This window comes from Helicobacter bilis ATCC 51630 (genome assembly GCF_000686565.1).
Classification (GTDB): Bacteria; Campylobacterota; Campylobacteria; order Campylobacterales; family Helicobacteraceae; genus Helicobacter_A; species Helicobacter_A bilis.
The window spans coordinates 80,348-100,131 of the sequence record NZ_JMKW01000003.1 but is presented as its reverse complement, the minus strand read 5'-3'; the positions used below and the strand labels follow the sequence as shown (position 1 = coordinate 100,131).

Sequence of the window (19,784 nt, the reverse complement as noted above, 5' to 3'; positions counted from 1 at the left end):
AAAAAAGATGAGTGAAAAAATGCAGTTAAAAGCAGGAGATACAGCCCCATTATTTAGCTTACCAAATGAAGATAATGTGGTGATTGCTTTAGAGGATTTGCTAGATTATACAATCATTTTATATTTTTATCCAAAGGATAATACGAGTGGTTGCACCACAGAGGCACAAGAGTTTAGTGCTTTACAAGAATCTTTTCAAAAGCATAATGCCATTATTATAGGCATTAGCCCAGATAAACCCGCAACACATAAAAAGTTTATACAAAGCAAGGATTTAAATGTCGTGCTTTTAAGCGATAGTGATAAAAGTGTAGCGATGAAATATCATGCCTATGGTAAAAAGATAATGTATGGTAAAGAAGTGCAGGGGATCTATCGTAGCACCTTTATCATACAAAAAGGAAAAATTATAGAATCTTTTTATAATGTCAAAGCAAAAGGACACGCACAAACAATCCTTACATACCTTACAAATTTAGATAAAAACAAATAGATTCTGTATTTGTTCTCATATTTTTCTATCTTTTATGTGTAATGAACTTAAATTGAAAGAGAATATAAAGACATAAGATTTTAATAGCACTGAAGAGATAATATTCAAAGCCCTTTAAGCTTTTAAGTATATAGCAATTAAGGGCTTTATGCGACAAAAAAAATTCATAAGCTATATGCTATTTAAGGCGATATAAAGCTATCTTAGGTTTTGACAAAAAATAGCTTTATTTACTCTAGTGTTAGTGTTTTTAATACACTAAGATTGCTGTTGTGCTTGTTGCTGACTTTGTTTTAGCATATTGAGTTCATTTATCACATTCATAATAGCAATGAGTGCTAGATGATAGCTTAGTGGTCCAAAGCCAGAGATAATGCCCACACTCACCGCACCAGTTACGCTTACTCTTCTTTCAGGCTCTCTTGCATGGATATTACTTAAATGTGCTTCAATCACAGGCACACCAGATGCTACGATCGCATCGGCTACGCAAATAGAAGTATGCGTTAAACCACCCGGATTCATAATTACGCCATCATATTCACCACCAACGCATTCTTGCAATTTATCAATTATCTCCCCTTCAAAATTGCTTTGAAAAAACTCAAGTTCCAAAGACTCACCATTTGCACCCTTTTGTGTCGCAGCAAATGCGCTCATATTATTATGGATTTGTTCTAGCGTCATAGTCCCATATAGTCTTGGGTCTCTGTGTCCTAACATGTTTAGATTTGGTCCTTGAATGACTAATATTTTCATGTATGCTCCTTATTATAAAGTAAAGGCAAGATTCTATCAAAATTTAAAGGGCTTTTATTAAACAAAAAGATTTATCAAAAATATAATTTTCAAGGTTATAATGTAGTCTTATTATGAATGAATACTGATTTTAAGGATAGCATAATGTCTGCGATAAGCTCTTTCACACAGGCAATACTAAATATTTTTTATCAATTAACGACAATCCCGCATGGTAGCTTTAATACAAACGAGATGGCAGCATTTTTAGAATCTTTTGCCAAATCAAATGACTATGCAATAAAAAAAGATTCTGTTGGCAATATACTTGCATATAAAGAAAATACAGAATCTAAAGTATGTTTTCAATGTCATTATGATATGGTGTGCGTTGGACTTGCAGCGCAAAATCTAGCGTTAAATCTTTTGCAAACAAAGAGAAAAAGCAATAATATTGAACAAACTTGGCTAAAAGCACAAGATTCTAGTCTTGGGGCGGATAATGGCATGGGTATGGCGATTATGATGTATTTCATGCAGCAGGGCATTCACGCAGAGTTTCTTTTCACAAATGATGAAGAGGTGGGTATGATAGGGGCAAAAGGGCTAGAGATTCCTATTCAATCTAAGATATTACTTAATCTTGATTCTGAAGTCTTAGGTGAGATTACTATAAGCTGTGCGGGCGGCTTTGACTTAAATTATCAAAGTGAATTTATCACACAAGAAATTCCGCTAAATTATCATTATTATGTCCTTTCTTCAAGGAATTTTGCCGGTGGGCATAGTGGATTAGATATTAATAATCCTTTGCCAAACTATCAAAATGCAATACTTCAAAGCATATATTTCTTAGATAAAGCTTTAAATGAGAGTGAAAAGGATTCCTTATATGTGATTAACTGGAAAGGTGGAGAGAAACGCAACTCAATCCCCATGCACTCAAAGCTAATCATCGCAAGTAAGCAAAAACTAAGTATAGAATCAAATGAATTTTTTGTATTTGAAGAGCTAAAAGAAGAGCATAATGAATTGCTTGATAAAACAAATGAAGTCTTTTTACAAACACCAAATGGCATAGAGTTTAAGATTCTATACAATCTACTTTTAAGTTTAAATATAGGTGTGCTTGATAGTATAGAAAATGCGGTGCAAAACTCTCGTAGTCTCTCACACATCTCATTTGCAAATGGGAATCTATCTCTTGCATTCATGGGGCGTACTAATACAAATGATTTATTGCAGGATAACTTAACTCAACTAAAAAAGATTCTAGAAAAAGAGCAGTCAAAGCAAAAAAAAGAGAGTCTGCAAATAAAAATAAGTGAATATTATGCCCCATGGGAAAAGCAGGATAAAAGCATAGCATCTAGTAGCATAAATAAAGCTTTATGTGAAACAGAAGAGATAAAAGATTCATGCGGTCTAAAAGAGATTCTAAAAGCAATGTGTATGAGTATGCAAAAACACACAAAGCCATTCAATATAACGCCAAAAATAGTAGAGTTACACGCAGGGCTTGAGTGTGGAATCTTACTTAAAAGATTTAAAGATTTGGGGCTATCTGATATCATTGCCTTAAGCATTGGTCCATCAATCAACGCACCGCATTCTATCAATGAAGAAGTATGGATTGAGAGTGCTGGGGTTATAGTAGCGATCTTGCAAGACTTTATGGAAACGATATAAGTATATGGGAAAAACAATGCCAGACTTTATTACAATGCTAAGCGTGAGTTTATCACTGCTTGGTGCGCTTTTATTGTGTATCTTAGTGTTACTTATTTTTAGTGCGTGTTCGCCGCTAACTTCTATGAATCATAGTATCAAAACACATTATACCCCACAATACAATAGCTTTAAAAGCCCTATTGCAGAGCCTTATAAGGAAGAGTTAGAGCAAAAAAAAGATGGCGCATTAATCATTGCTGATGGCTCAAGTGCGCTTTTACACAGATTAGGTTTCGTGCAGATGGCTACAAAAACCATTGACATTCAAACCTATATCTATAAAAATGAACTCACTTCAAGGCTACTTGCAAGAGAGCTTTATGAGGCGGCAAATCGCGGTGTAAAGATTAGAATCTTAATTGATGATAATGGAATCTCATCAGACTTTTATGACTTAATGATGCTTGATAATCATGAAAATATTGAAGTGAGAATCTTTAATCCATACTTTTTTCGCTTTGGTCCTATGCATGCATTTGAGGCGATATTTAACTTCAGTCGCATTAATAAACGCATGCATAATAAGCTTTTTATCTTTGATGATACCGCATTAATCATGGGTGGTAGAAATATAGCTGATGAATATTTTGAAAATGCAAGTGTGAATTTTACTGATACGGATTTATTGTTTATTGGCAATATCGCAAAAGATGCGAAACTAAACTTTGAAGAATTTTGGAATTACAAAAGAAGTATCCCTGTAAATCTCTTCCCAAGTAAGAGAAAATTAGAAAAATATCGCAAAAAAGCAAAAAGCCCAGAAGAACAAGCCAAACAATATAATGTAGGTAAAGCTGATTGGGAAGAATACCTAAGCGATATGGAAGTGTTTAAAGCAAAATATAAAAATAAAGAATTTAACATGACTTGGGGTGAGGGCACATTCCTAGCGGATTCACCAGAAAAGATTGATAAAGGCAATGGTCCATTCACAACGCCTATCCTTGAAGCCCTATCTTATAATCTTAGCCATGCAAAAGAATCTATTGTCATCTCTTCATCATATCTTGTTCCGGGCGTTGCAGCTATGGATATATGGCGTGATTTCATACAAAATAGGGGGATTACCATTAAGATTCTTACAAACTCACTTGCCTCTGTTGATGTCATACCTGTGTATTCACATTGGGAAAATTATAGAGATAAACTTGCTTTGATGGGCGTGCAAGTCTATGAGTATCCAAACTTAGAATCTAAAAAGGCAAGGCTAAAGGATAAGGTAAAATTCTATCATTCATCAAAAGGTAAAGTAAGTCTTCACTCAAAATACATGATTATAGATTCTCACACCATTGCTGTGGGTAGCTTTAATCTTGATTATAGATCAGCTATGCTAAATACTGAAAGCATTGTATTTTTTAAAAATAAAGAGTTAGCCGAGCAATTACACAAGATTACAGAATCTCAAATGCAAGATTCCTATAAAATCGTATGTGATACAAATACGCAAAAATGTCATTGGGAGCTAGAAGATGAAAATGGTGTGCAAAAATTCTCCGTCTCACCAAATACAAGCGTATGGCTTAGATTCTATAAAACCTTGGCAAAGATTATGCCAGAAAAGCTTTTGTAATGGAATTTTAGGATCTAGAGTCAGACTTATTTTTTTTATTACAATGCTTTGCTGTATGTTACTCATCTGCCTCTTTAAGTCCAACAAGGTAAGCAAATAGTTCATTAAGGTTTTTCTTGCTTTCTTGTGAGAGTTTTTCTTTTAGATTCTCTGTGTTTTTAAACACACTTGAGACAATATTTGATTGCTTGTTTTCTTTGCAAGTATCAAAGCCAAATTTTTCTCTATCTGCCTTGCTAAATAAAGATTCTATGGCATAGACATTATTTTTTATTGCTCCACTTGCATTTTCAAAAATATCTTTAAGCGTAATGACTGAAAGATCGTTTTTAAGTTTTTCTTCATCTTCAACGCCTTGTTTCATAGCCTTTCCTGCTCTGTCATTATCCACTAGCAAAATGGGATGGATACGCAATCTTTTTGCAAAAGTGATAAGATTTTGTGCTTTTTGCTTTTGCTCAAGGCTAAAGCTTAACTCATTATTATCACTAGCTTCTAAATCTCCCTTGCCACCAAGTCCGCTAATTGGCAAAAATATAAGTTTATTAGAATCTTTGTCGTCATAAATCTGGCTATATGCGTTTAAAATATTAGAATCCATAATGCCCTCTACAAATATAAGCTTCGTTTCATCAAACCTAATGTTCTCACCCAATGCTTTGTATATATCATTTAACGTATCACTTTCCCCATAGCCTAGCATTGAGAAGTCATTAATAATAAGTGAGCCTTTTGGATTTTCTATCTCGCTAGATTCTAAAGAGTTTAATGCCTTTACAATCCGCACTTCATCAAGGTGGGTAATATCTAGCATAGAGGGCGAATGTGTGGCTATGATAAATAAAATCCCACTTTTCCTGCCATAGTCTTTGAGAAACTTACGCAAATCCCTTTGGGCGGGTATGCTTAGGCTATTTTCTGGCTCATCAATTAGGACAATATCGCCCCTGCCAATCTCGCCTTTGTAGAGAAAGTTAAAAAAGAGATTGAAAAATTTTCTAAAGCCTGTGCTTTGTTGTTTGAGATATATCGCTTCATTATTTTTTTCCATACAAAAAGCAATCTTGTTGTCTTCAAGACGCATACTAAAATTATATACATCATCACTTAAGCAATAGAGGGCATTAAATCTTTCATTAATTTTTTCACATCTTTTATCAAGCTCTCTTTCTCGTGCCTTGCGTTTATTTGCCGCACTTTTTAGATCATTTTGTATATCTGTTATATTGACTTCTAGAATCTTAAAAAGCATTGTAAAAAATGCAGAATTTGCAAGGTTATCCCCGCTAGATTCTAAATCCTTATCGCTTAGGGCTTGTTCTTTATAAAGTATAATCTTTGGCATAAAGGTAATGCCAAAAGCTTTAGCAATCACATCAATGTCTTGTGTGCTTGTTTGCAAAGATTCTAAATCAATAAATTCTGTTATATTAACAAACTTTGAATACTCGCTTTCTAAATGTTTAAACAGCTTTTTTAGCTCATTATAAAGTGCTACAAACTGCGGAATATGAAGTGTATTTTCTATAAGTTTGTATTTTTTTACGATAAGATTATACTGCTCTATACAAGACTTTTTTTCATAATTTTTTCCATTTGCGTAGTCTTTGATACTCTCCCAGTCCATAAACTTTTGTTTAAACTCATCTTGGATCTTTTTTAGAATCTCACTATCAGCATATTTATGCTGTGTTTCTTTTTTAGGCAATGTCGTCCTATATATTGTCTTATCATTTTCAAAACTTAAGATTGCTTTGTAGCAAAGTGACTCGCTTTTTTGTGTTGTGGGCTGTGTAGGCTGTATATCTTTGGAGCTGTATGTCCTTGTCTCAAAATCTTCTTTTAAAAATTGTCGCAATAAACTTGCATCATCGCAATTTTTGGGTGTTTTGGAATCAAAATGTATGAAAAATTTGCAATTAATTTTTATTGCGTGTTCGGAATGTTTGATTTCATTAATATTCTTTCTAATCGCCATAAAGCAAAACATTGACTTTGGAAACTCATTGTCAGTTTGTGTGCTACAAAAAAATACGAAATTATATTTTTTAGATATGATTCGAATTTCTGGACGGCGTTTGCTTTTATCATTTTGCTCATCATAATCATAAATAGCATATAGGTCTGAATCTAAAATGTTTTGCCAATATTCCTTGCATTCTTCATCACTATTAAAGCTTTTATATCTTTTGCAATTGTCAATGGAATCTGGTGTAAAAAACATTCCAAATGTTTTGTTTGTAAAGTTGGATTCAATATCTTTTGAATCCCTATCAACTTCATTTTCCACATTTTTTATAGCTAAAATTTTATCTTGTGTGGTTATCTCATATTGAAGTATGAGTTTTGGAATCTTATTCTCATAACCTATGAAGTTTGGAATATCATCTTTACATAGATTTTTCTCTCCAAGACTAACCAAGCCATCTAGCCCATTGCTTTTCCCATCATTATTGCCACCAAGCAGGTCTAATAATCCACCGATATGCTCTCTATCAATAGATCCTAGTTGCAATTTATTGCTAAGGTTTTCTTGCTTAGAATCTGATATGCCTAGATTCCTAAAATTTTCAAATATTATGCTTCGCGTATTCATTTTTGCTCCTTGATCTTAATGTCAAGTCGTAAGCCAAGCTTGTTGTAAAGCTCATTTAATGGCATAATTTTTGCCACTTCTTCTTCGTTTAATGCCCTTTTGCTTTTTGCTAGAATCTTTTGACACTCTAGCAAATATTCTAAAATGGGATCTAGCACCTGCGTTTGTGCTACCATATCAATAAATTCTATTTTCACGCTGTTTTCCTTTTTTAAAAGATTTGCAATGATTTGAGCCCTATCCTGCGTGCTTTTTGCCTTTGGTTGCACGAGATTTTCCACGATATAGCTCATTGCCTTGCTTTTAGTAAGCCCTTTTTCACTCATCACAAAATCAAAGAATTTTAGCAATTTTGCTTCTATGCTGTCCTTATAACCCGTCTCATACATTTGTATGAATTTGTATGCTGTGGGGCGAGAGATATTTAAAAAGTCCGCTAAATCTACAAGCCGAATCTCAATCTCTTTTAGTCGCTCTCGTAGTAGTTTTGGAGGGGCTTGACTTGTTTGGTCTGTGTTTGTTTTATTTTTTTGTTGAGTCATAATAATCCTTTTAGATTCTAGTTAATGTGTTAAGCATTTACAACTTGCGAAATTATAGCCTTTATAAAATATTTTGTCAATATTTATTTTACAAAAAATGTAAAATAAATACAATAATGGAAACGATAACAAAGGCATAAATGTATGTTTGCGACACTAAAAATATGTGGTAATGTGTATATTTTTGATTAAAAAATGTTGCTAGTATAATTGGATAAATATCACTAGAATCTGCAAGATTATCCAATATATTCTTATCACGCAAGGACTTGTTTATGCTTCAATATAAATGTCTCTAACAAAAATAACTTGTCTTTACTTTGAGTTAAAATGCTTATTTAGATATATTTTAATTTTTTAAGTCTATATCATCAAAAGATCGACCTACAAGCCTTTAAATCTTTATGTTTTTATAAGTCGGATTTAACTTTATTTATATTCCACCAAGTCATCAAGTGAGATTCTATATCTTGGCTGTTGTTCCTTGCCACGATAGCCAAAGCACACAATAAGGCTCACCTGCTCTTTAAATGGATCAAGCCCGTAGAGTTTTTCCACCTCCCTTTTCTCATAGCCCTCAATATAGCAAGTATCAATCCCTAAGAAACTCGCATAGGCTACCATATAAGTCGCCATAATATAAGCCTGTTTGCTACTCCAATGATAAAGCGACTCACCAGAATCTAACCCCCGCTCTTTCAAGTATCCACCCAAGCGATCACAAAATGCCTGATACGCACCCAAATCCATTTTGCGTCTAAAGGTATTTTGCTTTGTATATTCACTTGGCGGGACTAAGTCATTTTGCAAACTTTTAAAGATGACAACTTCACTTGCCGTTGTGATTTGAGGCTGATTCCAGCATAATGGACGCAAAGCCGCTTTTGCCTCATCGCTACGCAACACAAGTAGCCTTGTAGGCTCTAGCCCAAAGGAACTTGGCGATAATCTGCCCACTTCTAAAATCTCATCAAACACTTCTTTTGGAATCTTTTTATTCTCATCAAAAAGTTTGCACGAATGGCGGAAATATATAGATTCTAGAATCTGCGTTGTCTCTTGCGTGCTTTTGTGGGAGTTTGCTTTTTTGCTTCGGCACTACCGCTTAGGTAGCTTCTCGCAAAAAAAGCTTCACAACCCGCAAAATCATCACAAGATACTTCCGCAGTTGGCGTTTTTTGGGTTTTAGATTCTATGTTTTTAGAATATGGGGGTGCGATAAATGGATTATTATAAGAAAAAGGAAGTGGTGCGTAATGTAAAGATTCCTTATGCCCATAGACTAAATTATCTAGCACAATGGTTTGAAATCCTAGAGTATTCAGCAGGGCATTTGCGTGAGAGCCGATATATCCCGCCCCTCCGGTTACTAGAATCTTTTTGTTTGGCATAGCTTTCCTTTTTAAAATTTATAACTAGCAAATTTATTGAGTTAATATACAGAATTATGTTATAACAGCAAATAATTATAACATAATCCTATGCATTATAGTAATACAAAAGCATGTGTAGTAGCACATAAGCTTGTTGCAAGGGTTAAACCTTGCAAATAATATAACATTCAAAAAACAACTAAGAAATGCTTGCAAAGGTAAGATTGGAATTAACCTTTATAATTCTTGATAGCTTGTTCTAAGAGTTCAGCAGCTTTATCTGCTTCTTGGAAGTCTTTTACTTTTACCCATTTATCAGGCTCAAGCATTTTATATGTCTCAAAGAAATTCTTGATTCTATCAAGTGTAAGTTTTGGCAAATCCTTATAGCTTTTTACATCGCTATATGTAGGATCGATTTTATCAAGGGCAACAGCAAGTAGCTTTTCATCCATGCCGCCTTCATCTTCCATGATTAAAACACCTATTAATCGGCATTTAATGACAGAGCCAGCCTGCAGGGGATACTCATTTAACACCAAAATATCCATAGGATCATCATCATCTGCTAATGTATTTGGCACAAATCCATAGTTTGCAGGATAATACACCGCTGAACGCATGATTCTATCCACTACAACCGCACCAGAATCTTTATCTATCTCATACTTAATGTCCGAACCAAAAGGTATTTCAATAACCGCATTAATCTCATTTGGGACTTTACCATAACTGATTTTTGTAAGATCCATAATCTCTCCTTAAAATTAAATTGGCTTGTATTATAACACTGCATTATTAACTAATCCATTATTTAATTTTATTCTAAAATATATATTTCTTTATGTGTATTAAACTCGCATTTTATGGTAGAATCTAGCCTTTTATTCAAGAAAGGATACTATGCGTTTTTATCTTTATATTTTTTGTATATTCTCTTTCATTACTGCTTTTATCGCATGTAATGATACCAAAATAGATTCAAAAACTACCACTTTAGATGAAGAAATATGGCTATTTAACACGCAATATATTAAGACTATAAATGAAACAAGTTGGGAGAAGCTATCTGTGAGTGCGTTGAATGACTTCACAGACTTTAAACTTGAATTTACCTATATATCCACAGGCAAACCGCAAACTTGTGGATTATATGCAAAAGGAATAGTTGCAAATGAAGCGGTTGGGAATAAAGAAAAAATACAGACAAAGATTCTCATGCGACCAAATCTTATACCAGATGCAGCTATTTGGATTATCCGCACAAATAATACAAAAGGGAGCATACAGGTTGAAATCAGCGATATTGCCGCTTTTATAGAATCTTGTGGCGATGCACATCAGTATGCAGTTGGCATGTATGATTCTATTCAGTAAGAAAGCTTAAAATATAAATTTTTAGACTACAATATGATAAAACTTTAAAAAGGAAAATTATGGCATTAGAAACTACACATATAGAGTATTTTAAACAACTATTAGGTGAAGAAAACGCAAAAATAGATTCCTTGCATAAACTTGCATATAGCTATGATGCTACGCGTGAATCTAGAGAACCAGATATGGTGCTTTTCCCAAGAGATGAAAAGGATATTAGCGATATTTTAAAGTATTGCAATACTCATCTCATTCCCATTGTGCCAAGGGGGGCTGGTAGCGGTTTTACCGGTGGGAGCATTGCAGCACAAGGGGGTATTGTATTAGCCCTAGAAAAGCATATGAATAAGATTCTAGAACTTGATACAAAAAATCTTATAGTGAGAGTGCAGCCCGGAGTGATTAATAAAGATTTACAAAACTTTGTAGAATCTCATGGGCTTTTCTATCCACCAGACCCCGCAAGTGAAAATCAAAGCACAATAGGTGGCAATGTCAGTGAAAATGCAGGTGGTATGCGTGCCGCAAAGTATGGAATCACAAAAGACTATGTTATGGCTATCCGTGCGGTGCTGCCAAATGGTAATATTATCCGTGCGGGTAAAAAGACGATTAAAGATGTGGCAGGATACAATGTCGCAGGGATACTTATCGCAAGTGAGGGGACACTCGCAGTCATTAGTGAAATCACGCTAAAACTCATCGCAAAGCCAAAGATTACGCGTTCAGCAATGGGCATTTTTGACACAATAGAAAATGCGATGAATGCAGTGTATAAGACAATGGCAAGTGGAGTTACACCGGTGGCAATGGAGTTTTTAGATAATCTTACAATCCGTGCTGTTGAGAGTAAGTTTAACAAAGGCTTACCGATTGAAGCGGGGGCTATCCTTATCACAGAAGTAGATGGTAACTTAGAAGAAGAGATACAATATCAATTAAAACTTATAGAATCTAGATTTAAAGAAAATGGTTGCGTTGAGTTTAAGGTAGCAAAAGATTCTAAAGAAGGGCAGGATCTATGGTTTGCAAGGAAGAATGCAAGTCAAAGTATTAGCATTTATGGTAAGAAAAAACTAAATGAAGACATCACCGTCCCTCGTGCAAAACTGCCAGAATTACTAGAAAAAATAGGTGAAGTAAGTAAGCGTTATGGCTTTAAGATTCCATGTTTTGGACATACAGGCGATGGTAATGTGCATACAAATGTCATGGTTGAAGACTTAAAAGATTTAGATAAAGGGTATGAAGCTATCACAGAGATTTTTAAAATCGCAGTTATGCTAGAGGGGACTTTAAGCGGAGAGCATGGCATTGGACTTGCTAAAGCACCATTTATGAATCTTGCTTTTAATGAAGATGAAATGAATTTGTTTAGAAGTATTAAAAGTGCATTTGACCCAAATAATATACTAAATCCAAACAAGATGGGATTGTGAGATTCTAGAATATCACATAAAATAAAGAATCCATGCAGACAACTGCCACTTTCTTAAAAAAGGTTTAAATCTCCCACTAAAACAAGTCGCATAAACCGAAGAAAGCAAACGCTTACAACATAATTATCATAAGTTATGATTAACACATAACTTAGATTCTATGCATTTTACAACTTCTTCTTTGCTATCAAGTCAAGTTCTTTTAATATCGGTATAAGTGCTTTTAGCCTACTAAGTTCAATCATATTTGGACCATCGCTTAAGGCTTCTTGTGGATTAAAATGTGTTTCCATAAAATAGCCATCAACGCCAACGCTACTTGCAGCACGAGCAAGATAAGGCACATAGCTACTATCACCACCGCTTTTACCACCAAGTCCGCCGGGCATTTGCACACTATGTGTCGCATCAAAGATAACTGGGGCAAATTGACGCATAATCACAAGCGATCTCATATCTACCACGAGATTACCATAGCCAAAGGTGCTGCCCCTTTCTGTAAGCCATATTTTATGCTTACTGCTTAAGTTATAAGAATCTTGCATAAAGCTAGAATCACTGATGTTAGAATCTCTAGTCTTTAACGCCTTAAGCACGCTATAACGCATATCGCTAGGATTCATAAACTGCCCTTTTTTGATATTGATAATCGCCTTAGTCTTTGCCACTGCGACAATCAAATCTGTCTGCCTACATAAAAACGCTGGAATCTGGATAATATCTGCCACTTCAGCGATAGGCTCTGCCTGCATGCTTTCATGTATATCTGTGATGATTTTATAGCCAAAATCCTTTTTTACCTTCTCTAGCAATAATAAGCCCTTTTCAAGCCCCGGACCTCTAAAACCATCAAGGCTAGTGCGATTTGCCTTATCAAAACTTGCTTTAAAGTAAAAGTCAATCTCTGTGTCATTGTGTGCAAACTCAAGCTCTTTTGCGATGCGATAAATATTTGCTTCATTTTCTATAACGCATGGACCACTCAGTAATATCATAATATGCTCCCTATAATATAAATTTTCAAGGCTATTATACAAAAAGTTAAACCCAATCTTATTTACAATGCTAAACAAGACGCAAAAGTGGTGAGAGACTCGCAAAATCAAGTGCGATTGCTTTACTATCAAAGCTATGATTGCTACTCATTGTAATAATATATATCAAATACTCACCATATTCTTTCTCTCTCTTTCGTATAAGCTGTATTTTTTTTGCCATAGATTCTATACTTGCAAATGGCATACATAAAAAGATCATATTTTGCGTTGTATCTATAAAATCACAATGATGACTATATTGCAGCTTAAAGCCCATTGACACCAACTCTAAAAATACCATATTTTCATACACTCGCACAAAATGTTTAGAATCTGCAAATTCACTTAGCGTAAAATCATAGAAATAAAGTTTATATTTCTTATTCGTATGTTGCGTATCAATATGCTTGCAAATACGCACGATATGATTTGTTTGCAAACTTTGCATTAAAGGATAGATTCTGTCTTTTGAGATTTTTATATGCTGCTTTAAATGAGTATAGATTCCATAGGTGCTTGTCTTTAAGGATTGCAAGGCTAACATATAGCTTAACGCTTTGGCTTCATCTTTTAAGCCAAACTGCATTGAACGCCATTTATATTCTCTCTTTTTATAATCTGGGAGTGAAAGCATTTCTATACTATTGCCATCTTTAATGAAGTTTGATAGTAAAACATCAATATTTAGATTCTTAGAATCCATACTTAGATATTCTTCAAAGCTTAATGGCAATAAAGGCAATGGGCTAAAATCGCTAGGACATGCCTGTATATCACCTATGTAGATACAAGGACAAGATACAGCTATATCATCACAATATTTTATTGAATCTAGAGTGATATTATCAACAATGAGTAATTCTAACTTTTGACTTACATTGTATAGGGCTTTTTTTGCATTTTCTATAAGAGTTTGTGAAAATAATGTAGCTAAATCCATGTAGAAAACATGCTGAAACTTTTGTGCATACCACAAAGCAAATGTAGTTTTACCGCTTTGTGGTGGTCCATATATAAAGGTTTTATCGCTGTTTATATTCACACTGCGTGGAAAAAAATGCTTTAGCTTTGGAATCTCAATAGACATATTTCACTCACACAAGATTCTAAAAATACTCATCATAAAGCAACTTTACACAAACAATAAGTGATACACCAACAACAAGGGGTTTGACTATCTTTATACCATAACGAAGTGCAAGTCTAGACCCAAGATTTGCGCCGATAAACTGCCCAGCACCCATAAGAAAGCCAAGCACCCATAGAATCTGTCCGCCTATGGCAAATACAAGCATAGAGGCAAGGTTTGAAGTGAAATTAAAAAGCTTTGCATGAGCTAATGCGTTTTTCAGTCCATATCCACCCAGCATGATTAAAGCAAGCATTAAAAATGAGCCAGTCCCCGGACCAAAAAAGCCATCATAAAAGCCAATCGCCCCAAGCACAAAATAAAGCAAAGCATGAGTGTAGCGGACATGACTTTGTTCTTCTGTAATCTTTGGAGAAAACAGAAAATAGAGTGCAAAGACAATCAGCAAAAAGGGGATACATTTCGCTAAAAATTGTGCTTCTAAAAACTGCACGAGCAGCGTCCCACCAGCCGCACATAAAAATACGCAAATAACAGGGGTAATATTATCTTTAAGAACGATATGTCCTTTTTTATAAAAGTGCATAGTCGCTGAAAAGCTACCAAAACAGCTTTGCAGTTTATTCACCCCTAGTGCTTGATGAGGTGGAATCCCTGCAAGAAATAATGCAGGGATAGTAATCATACCCCCACCCCCCGCAATAGAATCTATAAATCCAGCACAAAAAGCCGCACAAAATAAAATCACATAAATATCTAAGCCTAAATCTCCTAACATGTTATTCCTTATCGTTCTTCTATAAATTAATTGTATCACAACACATAGGATAAAACAAGTCATGTAGATTTTAAGTTGTAACTATCTTGCAAGTGCCTAATAGTCTTATGCTTCCCGGTATATGCCCTTTATCAAAAACAAAAGCTTTGCATTCCTTATCATCTTTTGGAATCTCTGCTTTTACTATCAAGTATTTTATAATCAAAATGATTATTTTGAAATATTTTATCTCTAGATTCATTTTTATCTTGATTTTGATTTTTTGTCAACCGTTTGGTTTATACTGGAAACTGGAAATATGAGGTCAAGTTTCAAAAAATCTTCAGCGTATAATAAAAATTCTCAATGGGTTTCGTGTAATATTTTCTACAATGTTGCACTTCATTGTAGGTTTTTACTCATATTTCATTACTATTTTTTTATATTTTATCATGTCGCCGTTAAGTAGTTTTGTGAGTACTTCTTGAGGTGTTAGCTCTATAACATTTTCTGTTTCTTTAATAAAACCCTCATAGCCATCATGCAATATGTTTTTTTTAAAAACTGATTTGCTCTCCCAATAATTTTATTTATTCTACTTTTAATCTAATAAATACATGAGAAGATATTCCATTTTCTCCATTTCATCTCTCTACAATAAGATAAGATAATCAGTTCCGATATCCTTACTAGCACTGTTATATTATGAGAACATTGGAATTTTATCGTCTCCTAAGCTTGTTGAGTGAGACATTGGTGCTAGATTGCAAATAATTGAAAGCTTTTATTTTAGAGTCTGCGTTTTCTTGCTTTTGCCTTTCTTTTTGTGTTTCTCTCCATCATATTTTAGATTCTTTATTTTTACATTCTAATGTGACATTAAGACTAGATTCTAAAAGAGAATGATTTAGTATTATAGGGGTAGAGTTTGCTAAGAAGATTTTCATGGTTTGCGTACCAGTGGGTTCCATGTTTAGAACTAAATAAGAGATGGACTTGGATTCTATAAACTCATCTTTAGAATCTAGTTCGCCAAAGGATAAAGGATTATTGCGAGGATGTGGTTGAGCCTAATAGAAGTTGAGAGTCTAAAAATATAGCAATATTATAATCTTGCAAACTTTGTTTATCCTGATCGGTAAGTGCGCATCCTCTAACAATAGTAGCACAATTAAGCACATTGTTATTGTCAGTGAAAATATTTTACATTTTAAAGAGCTATAAAGTCTTACAAAGATTTTTTTAGCACAATAATTAAAGGATTGGGTGAAAAAGCAACTCTTTGCTTAATTCCAGATGGGCTTTTGTAATCATTTGTGATATCAAATCCTTATGCAGTGCGATGGCTTGTAGTATTTGTGAAACAAGATTATTGTGGCTTTATAATGAAAGAGTTCCATTCTATTGCATTCGTCAAGCAATTCTTGATTACTTTCTAATTTATCAAAGAATGCTTTATCTAGATTTTTACATAGAGCTTTGCATCTTGTAATTGCACATTGAGTCTATCAATACATATAATTCTTGTATGTTTTTACTATATTTAATCCTTACTATATATCTTATCTCACTTAAGAGATACACAAGTAAAAAAAACTTTGTTGGTTTGTATTTTATCTTAATATATCACCATCAAATTGGGTTAAGTTAATAGGTATTACAATATTATCCCTACATACAATGTTTAAGACTTCATGGGCATTTAGAGCATAGCTAAATCCTACCCTTTCCCATATTTTTTCAAGTAACTGGGCTTAAGCTTCCATTTTTTTGTAAATCTGTTTTTGACAATTTGTCATAAAGTTCTTCCATGTCTGTATTTTTCATACAATCCTCATAAAACTTTTAGCTTTGCGGTGCTAAATTCTGCCCCCCACAAGGCTTATTAGTGTCACCCATGTCGCAACCTTCAATCCCAAAAGATATATCTGCATTAGATTGCTTATTTTTAAAAAATGCTGCATATATTTTTGCTTGATTAATGGGATAATCATTAAAAAGACAGCAAATATAATCCCCATCACTCTTACAATAACAAATCATAATGTTCCTAAAAATATGTAAAACAAGCATGTATTCTAGCAAAAAAATCATCATTTTTTTGCTAGAATACAGAAAAATATCATTAATTGTCTATAATGTTCAGCTTTTAGATGAAAACATTAGGCATTTGAGATTGTAGATTCTTTAATAGATAAACATAGGAAAAATATGCGATTAGATAAATTCTTAAATGCAGTCAATCTCACAAAACGAAGAGCAATAGCCCAAGATATGTGTGCTAATGGTGTTGTGCTTGTAAATGGTGTGGTATCAAAAAGCTCAAAAGAAGTTAAAGTAAATGACATTATTACCTTAAAGTTTTTGGAATCAACACATCAATATAAAATCTTACAAATCCCCACATTAAAAACTATACCAAAAAGCATGAAACATGAGTATGTTTTGGAGTTAGATTCTTAGAGAGATTGTTTTAAAGATTAAGTGAGATTTAAGATGAAACAGCAATTCTATTTTAAGTATTAATGCAGCAATTCTCTACTTGCGAATGTATGAAGTTAGTTCTTACAAGCTTGTTTATTTCGGCATCGTTCTGTTTTATATAAATAAAATCATTTTCTGCATACAAATACTTAGATTCCAATATTCTCAAGCTTTTTTTCATGCCACAACATACAACCTGATAACATACCTATATTAACTTCTATGAAAATATTCGTTGCAGCCTTAATTCTTATGGATTTATGCTTATCTTGCATAAAACTTTGGAATCCTACACAACACAACTAACCAAGTGTTCGTAAAAACTCAACGCAAGATCGCACACCAATGCCACTTGCACCACAAGGATTTATACCCCATTCTTTCTCTACATACGCAGGACCTGCGATATCGATATGTAGCCATTTATCCTTATATTCTTCTCTAATAAATTCAGCTAAGAATAATCCCGCAGTAATAGCCCCGCCATAGCGAGAGCTTGAAGTATTGCTTACATCAGCTATTTTAGATTCTATAAGCTTTTTTAAATGCGCGTTAAAGGGCAATGTATGAGCCAATTCGCCAGATTTCAAGGCAGATTCTACAAATTGTTGCTTTAACTTCTCATTAAAGCCCATAACGCCACTTGTATATTCCCCAAGTGCCACCACACACGCACCTGTAAGTGTCGCAAAGTCAATGATAATATCCGCATCTAAATCTTGTGCATAGCTCAAACAATCAGCCAATACTAACCTACCTTCTGCATCAGTGTTTTTCACCTCAATGCTTTTTTTCTCTCTTGAGATTAGCACATCATCGGGTCGATAGGCATTTTTACCGATAGCATTATCTGTTATCCCCATAATTGCGTGTAATTCGACATCAAGTCCTAGCTGCACCGCCGCTAAAAACGCACCAAGCACCGCACATGCACCGCCTTTATCAGCTTTCATTGTCGTCATATAATCAGCAGGTTTTAGGCTTAATCCACCTGTATCATACACTAGCCCTTTACCTACGATAACCACCTTTTTCTTTGGCTTTTTAGGTTTGTAGCTTAGGTGAGCTAGATATGCAGGATAGTTTGAGGCTTGATTTACCGCTAGAAATGCCCCCATTTTTTGTTCTTCCATGTATGAATTACTACGCAAAGTTGCATTTATTTCAGCATTTTTATATTTTTTTGCTAGTTTTATAGTCTCATTTTGAGCGAGTTCAGATAGAAATATTGAGTTTGCGATATTTGGCGGCGTATTTACCACATTACGCACAAAATTCACATTAGCACATATAATACTTACTTGCTCTAAAAGACTCTCTTTTAAGCCGATACAATGGATTGTAATCTTAGAATTTTCTTCATCGTCTCTTTTATGCTTATAGCCACTAAATTCATAACTACCAAGTAAAAAGCCTTGCAAAATGGCAATTTGCACACTCTCATCTAAGCCCTTAAAAGACAGACTTACTTCATCTAACTTAAGATTTTTCATAGATTTATATGCTGTGCTTATCGCATTTGCATAGCTTTCTGTCTCTTTATTTTCTAAACCTATATATAGAATCTTGCTACTTTGAGCAAAAAATACACCACTACCCTTATAACCACGCTCTTTTAATAGCGTGAAATCAGGGATTTTTTTGCTATTTTTAGAATCTTCTAACATTGCCTTATCAACAAATAGAATCTTAGCGCCTTTTTCCTCTTTGCTTATGACTAGATTGACTTTAGAATTGTATTGCATTAGCGTTTTTCCTTAGTGTGTTTTTTTCTCCACCATATAAATGTGGCAATAAAGCCTACAATTATAGCTAATAAAATAGCAAATAATAATAGATTCTCTTTGATTTTTGCAAAAACGCTTGTGATAATATCAAGTATTTCCGCACCAAAATACCACGCTGGAACGATTGTGATAGCTGCCCAAGCCCACGCTGATATAAGATTTATTAAAGCAAACTTTAGGGCAGAATATCGTGTCAAACCAATGCTTATAGGAATGATTGTCCTTAAACCATACATGTATCTTTGCACGAAAATAATGGGCCAGCCATATTTTTGCATAAGCCTACTTGCAAGGGCAAATTTACGCCTTTGACTGCGAAATTTCTTATGCACATACTCTTTTCTTAGCCTACCTATGTAAAAATAGATTTGATCTCCAGTAAAGCCTCCAAGCCCCGCGATAAAGATACACCAATACACATCTAAATGCCCTTGATGAGCTGCAATCCCTGCGAGTAAAAGCCCCCATTCTCCCTCCAAAATACTCCAACAAAATAAAATCACATAGCCCCAATCTTGCACATGATTTTCCCACAAAGATTTAATGCTTTCTTCAAATGAAAAATTTGAATTCTTCACATACAAAAAAAGCGAAATTGCTATGATGATAACAATGCTACCTACAATAATGCTTTTTAGATTCTGTTTTATTTTCTCCATATAAACCTGCCTTTTTTTAGATATGTGATTCTATAAAAAGATTTTAAACTCCGATTCAATTTAACAATCCCCCTCTGTTACCCCTATGCTTCCATTTTAATATGTCGT

The 19,784-nt window shown here is 34.1% G+C and carries 19 protein-coding genes; 6 read left to right on the top strand and 13 right to left on the bottom strand.

The annotated features are described in order from the left end of the window. Positions 1–19: 19 nt before the first annotated feature. The gene (locus T368_RS0100495; protein ID WP_027338227.1) at positions 20–493 is read left to right on the top strand and encodes a peroxiredoxin; all 474 of its coding nucleotides are present in this window, start codon (positions 20–22) and stop codon (positions 491–493) included. Positions 494–751: 258 nt separating this feature from the next. Here T368_RS0100495 and aroQ read toward each other — a convergent pair whose 3' ends face one another. After that, positions 752–1,252 carry a type II 3-dehydroquinate dehydratase gene (aroQ, locus tag T368_RS0100490; RefSeq protein WP_004088046.1) on the bottom strand — a complete coding sequence of 167 codons (501 nt, stop codon included), beginning with the start codon at positions 1,250–1,252 and terminating at the stop codon, positions 752–754. Positions 1,253–1,396: 144 nt separating this feature from the next. On the opposite strand from aroQ, the gene T368_RS0100485 reads away from it, so the two are divergent. After that, complete coding sequence (locus tag T368_RS0100485; protein ID WP_027338226.1) at positions 1,397–2,920, top strand: zinc-binding metallopeptidase family protein; 1,524 nt, start codon at positions 1,397–1,399, stop codon at positions 2,918–2,920. A 16-nt stretch (positions 2,921–2,936) separates the two neighbouring features. Then, positions 2,937–4,535 carry a phospholipase D family protein gene (locus tag T368_RS0100480; protein WP_004088044.1) on the top strand — a complete coding sequence of 533 codons (1,599 nt, stop codon included), beginning with the start codon at positions 2,937–2,939 and terminating at the stop codon, positions 4,533–4,535. 58 nt (positions 4,536–4,593) lie between these two features. On the opposite strand, the gene T368_RS12850 is transcribed toward T368_RS0100480, so the two are convergent. From T368_RS12850 to ppa, 5 genes are all read right to left on the bottom strand, one after another. Then, positions 4,594–7,131, bottom strand: a complete 2,538-nt coding sequence (locus T368_RS12850) for an AAA family ATPase (protein ID WP_004088042.1) — start codon at positions 7,129–7,131, stop codon at positions 4,594–4,596. Further along, positions 7,128–7,673: a hypothetical protein gene (locus T368_RS0100465; protein ID WP_004088040.1), complete on the bottom strand. Its 546-nt coding sequence runs from the start codon at positions 7,671–7,673 to the stop codon at positions 7,128–7,130. The genes T368_RS12850 and T368_RS0100465 overlap by 4 nt, the downstream gene beginning before the upstream one ends. Before the next feature lie 429 nt (positions 7,674–8,102). Next, entirely contained in the window at positions 8,103–8,708 is a 606-nt protein-coding gene (locus tag T368_RS0100460; RefSeq protein ID WP_268902591.1) for an NAD(P)H-dependent oxidoreductase, read from the bottom strand. A gap of 5 nt (positions 8,709–8,713) precedes the next feature. Beyond that, the gene (locus T368_RS15845) at positions 8,714–9,064 is read right to left on the bottom strand and encodes an NAD-dependent epimerase/dehydratase family protein (RefSeq protein ID WP_004088037.1); all 351 of its coding nucleotides are present in this window, start codon (positions 9,062–9,064) and stop codon (positions 8,714–8,716) included. 212 nt (positions 9,065–9,276) lie between these two features. Continuing rightward, entirely contained in the window at positions 9,277–9,798 is a 522-nt protein-coding gene (gene ppa / locus T368_RS0100450; RefSeq protein ID WP_004088036.1) for an inorganic diphosphatase, read from the bottom strand. A 151-nt stretch (positions 9,799–9,949) separates the two neighbouring features. On the opposite strand from ppa, the gene T368_RS0100445 reads away from it, so the two are divergent. Both T368_RS0100445 and T368_RS0100440 read left to right on the top strand, forming a co-directional pair. Continuing rightward, a complete protein-coding gene (locus T368_RS0100445; protein WP_004088035.1) occupies positions 9,950–10,423 on the top strand; it encodes a hypothetical protein in 474 nt (157 codons plus the stop codon). A 59-nt stretch (positions 10,424–10,482) separates the two neighbouring features. Continuing rightward, positions 10,483–11,862 (top strand): FAD-linked oxidase C-terminal domain-containing protein, encoded by a 1,380-nt coding sequence (locus T368_RS0100440; protein ID WP_004088034.1) that lies wholly within the window; start codon positions 10,483–10,485, stop codon positions 11,860–11,862. A gap of 167 nt (positions 11,863–12,029) precedes the next feature. Here T368_RS0100440 and kdsA read toward each other — a convergent pair whose 3' ends face one another. The 5 genes from kdsA to T368_RS12845 all read right to left on the bottom strand — a co-directional run bounded on the left by kdsA (position 12,030) and on the right by T368_RS12845 (position 16,789). Then, on the bottom strand, positions 12,030–12,857 hold the full coding sequence (gene kdsA, locus T368_RS0100435; RefSeq protein WP_004088033.1) for a 3-deoxy-8-phosphooctulonate synthase: 828 nt from the start codon (positions 12,855–12,857) through the stop codon (positions 12,030–12,032). Between the two features lie 70 nt (positions 12,858–12,927). Next, positions 12,928–13,986 (bottom strand): ATP-binding protein, encoded by a 1,059-nt coding sequence (locus T368_RS0100430; protein ID WP_004088031.1) that lies wholly within the window; start codon positions 13,984–13,986, stop codon positions 12,928–12,930. A gap of 19 nt (positions 13,987–14,005) precedes the next feature. After that, positions 14,006–14,767 (bottom strand): TSUP family transporter, encoded by a 762-nt coding sequence (locus tag T368_RS0100425; protein ID WP_004088030.1) that lies wholly within the window; start codon positions 14,765–14,767, stop codon positions 14,006–14,008. 70 nt (positions 14,768–14,837) lie between these two features. Then, positions 14,838–15,008 carry a hypothetical protein gene (locus tag T368_RS15155; protein ID WP_155116658.1) on the bottom strand — a complete coding sequence of 57 codons (171 nt, stop codon included), beginning with the start codon at positions 15,006–15,008 and terminating at the stop codon, positions 14,838–14,840. A gap of 1,583 nt (positions 15,009–16,591) precedes the next feature. After that, positions 16,592–16,789 (bottom strand): hypothetical protein, encoded by a 198-nt coding sequence (locus tag T368_RS12845; RefSeq protein WP_004088029.1) that lies wholly within the window; start codon positions 16,787–16,789, stop codon positions 16,592–16,594. Positions 16,790–16,957: 168 nt separating this feature from the next. Here T368_RS12845 and T368_RS0100405 point away from each other — a divergent pair, with 168 nt between their 5' ends. Next, on the top strand, positions 16,958–17,209 hold the full coding sequence (locus T368_RS0100405; RefSeq protein WP_004088028.1) for a S4 domain-containing protein: 252 nt from the start codon (positions 16,958–16,960) through the stop codon (positions 17,207–17,209). A gap of 323 nt (positions 17,210–17,532) precedes the next feature. Here T368_RS0100405 and T368_RS0100395 read toward each other — a convergent pair whose 3' ends face one another. Further along, the gene (locus tag T368_RS0100395) at positions 17,533–18,975 is read right to left on the bottom strand and encodes a leucyl aminopeptidase (protein ID WP_004088027.1); all 1,443 of its coding nucleotides are present in this window, start codon (positions 18,973–18,975) and stop codon (positions 17,533–17,535) included. Beyond that, positions 18,975–19,676, bottom strand: a complete 702-nt coding sequence (locus T368_RS0100390; RefSeq protein ID WP_004088026.1) for a DedA family protein — start codon at positions 19,674–19,676, stop codon at positions 18,975–18,977. Before T368_RS0100390 ends, T368_RS0100395 begins: the two co-directional genes overlap by 1 nt. Positions 19,677–19,784 lie beyond the last annotated feature (108 nt).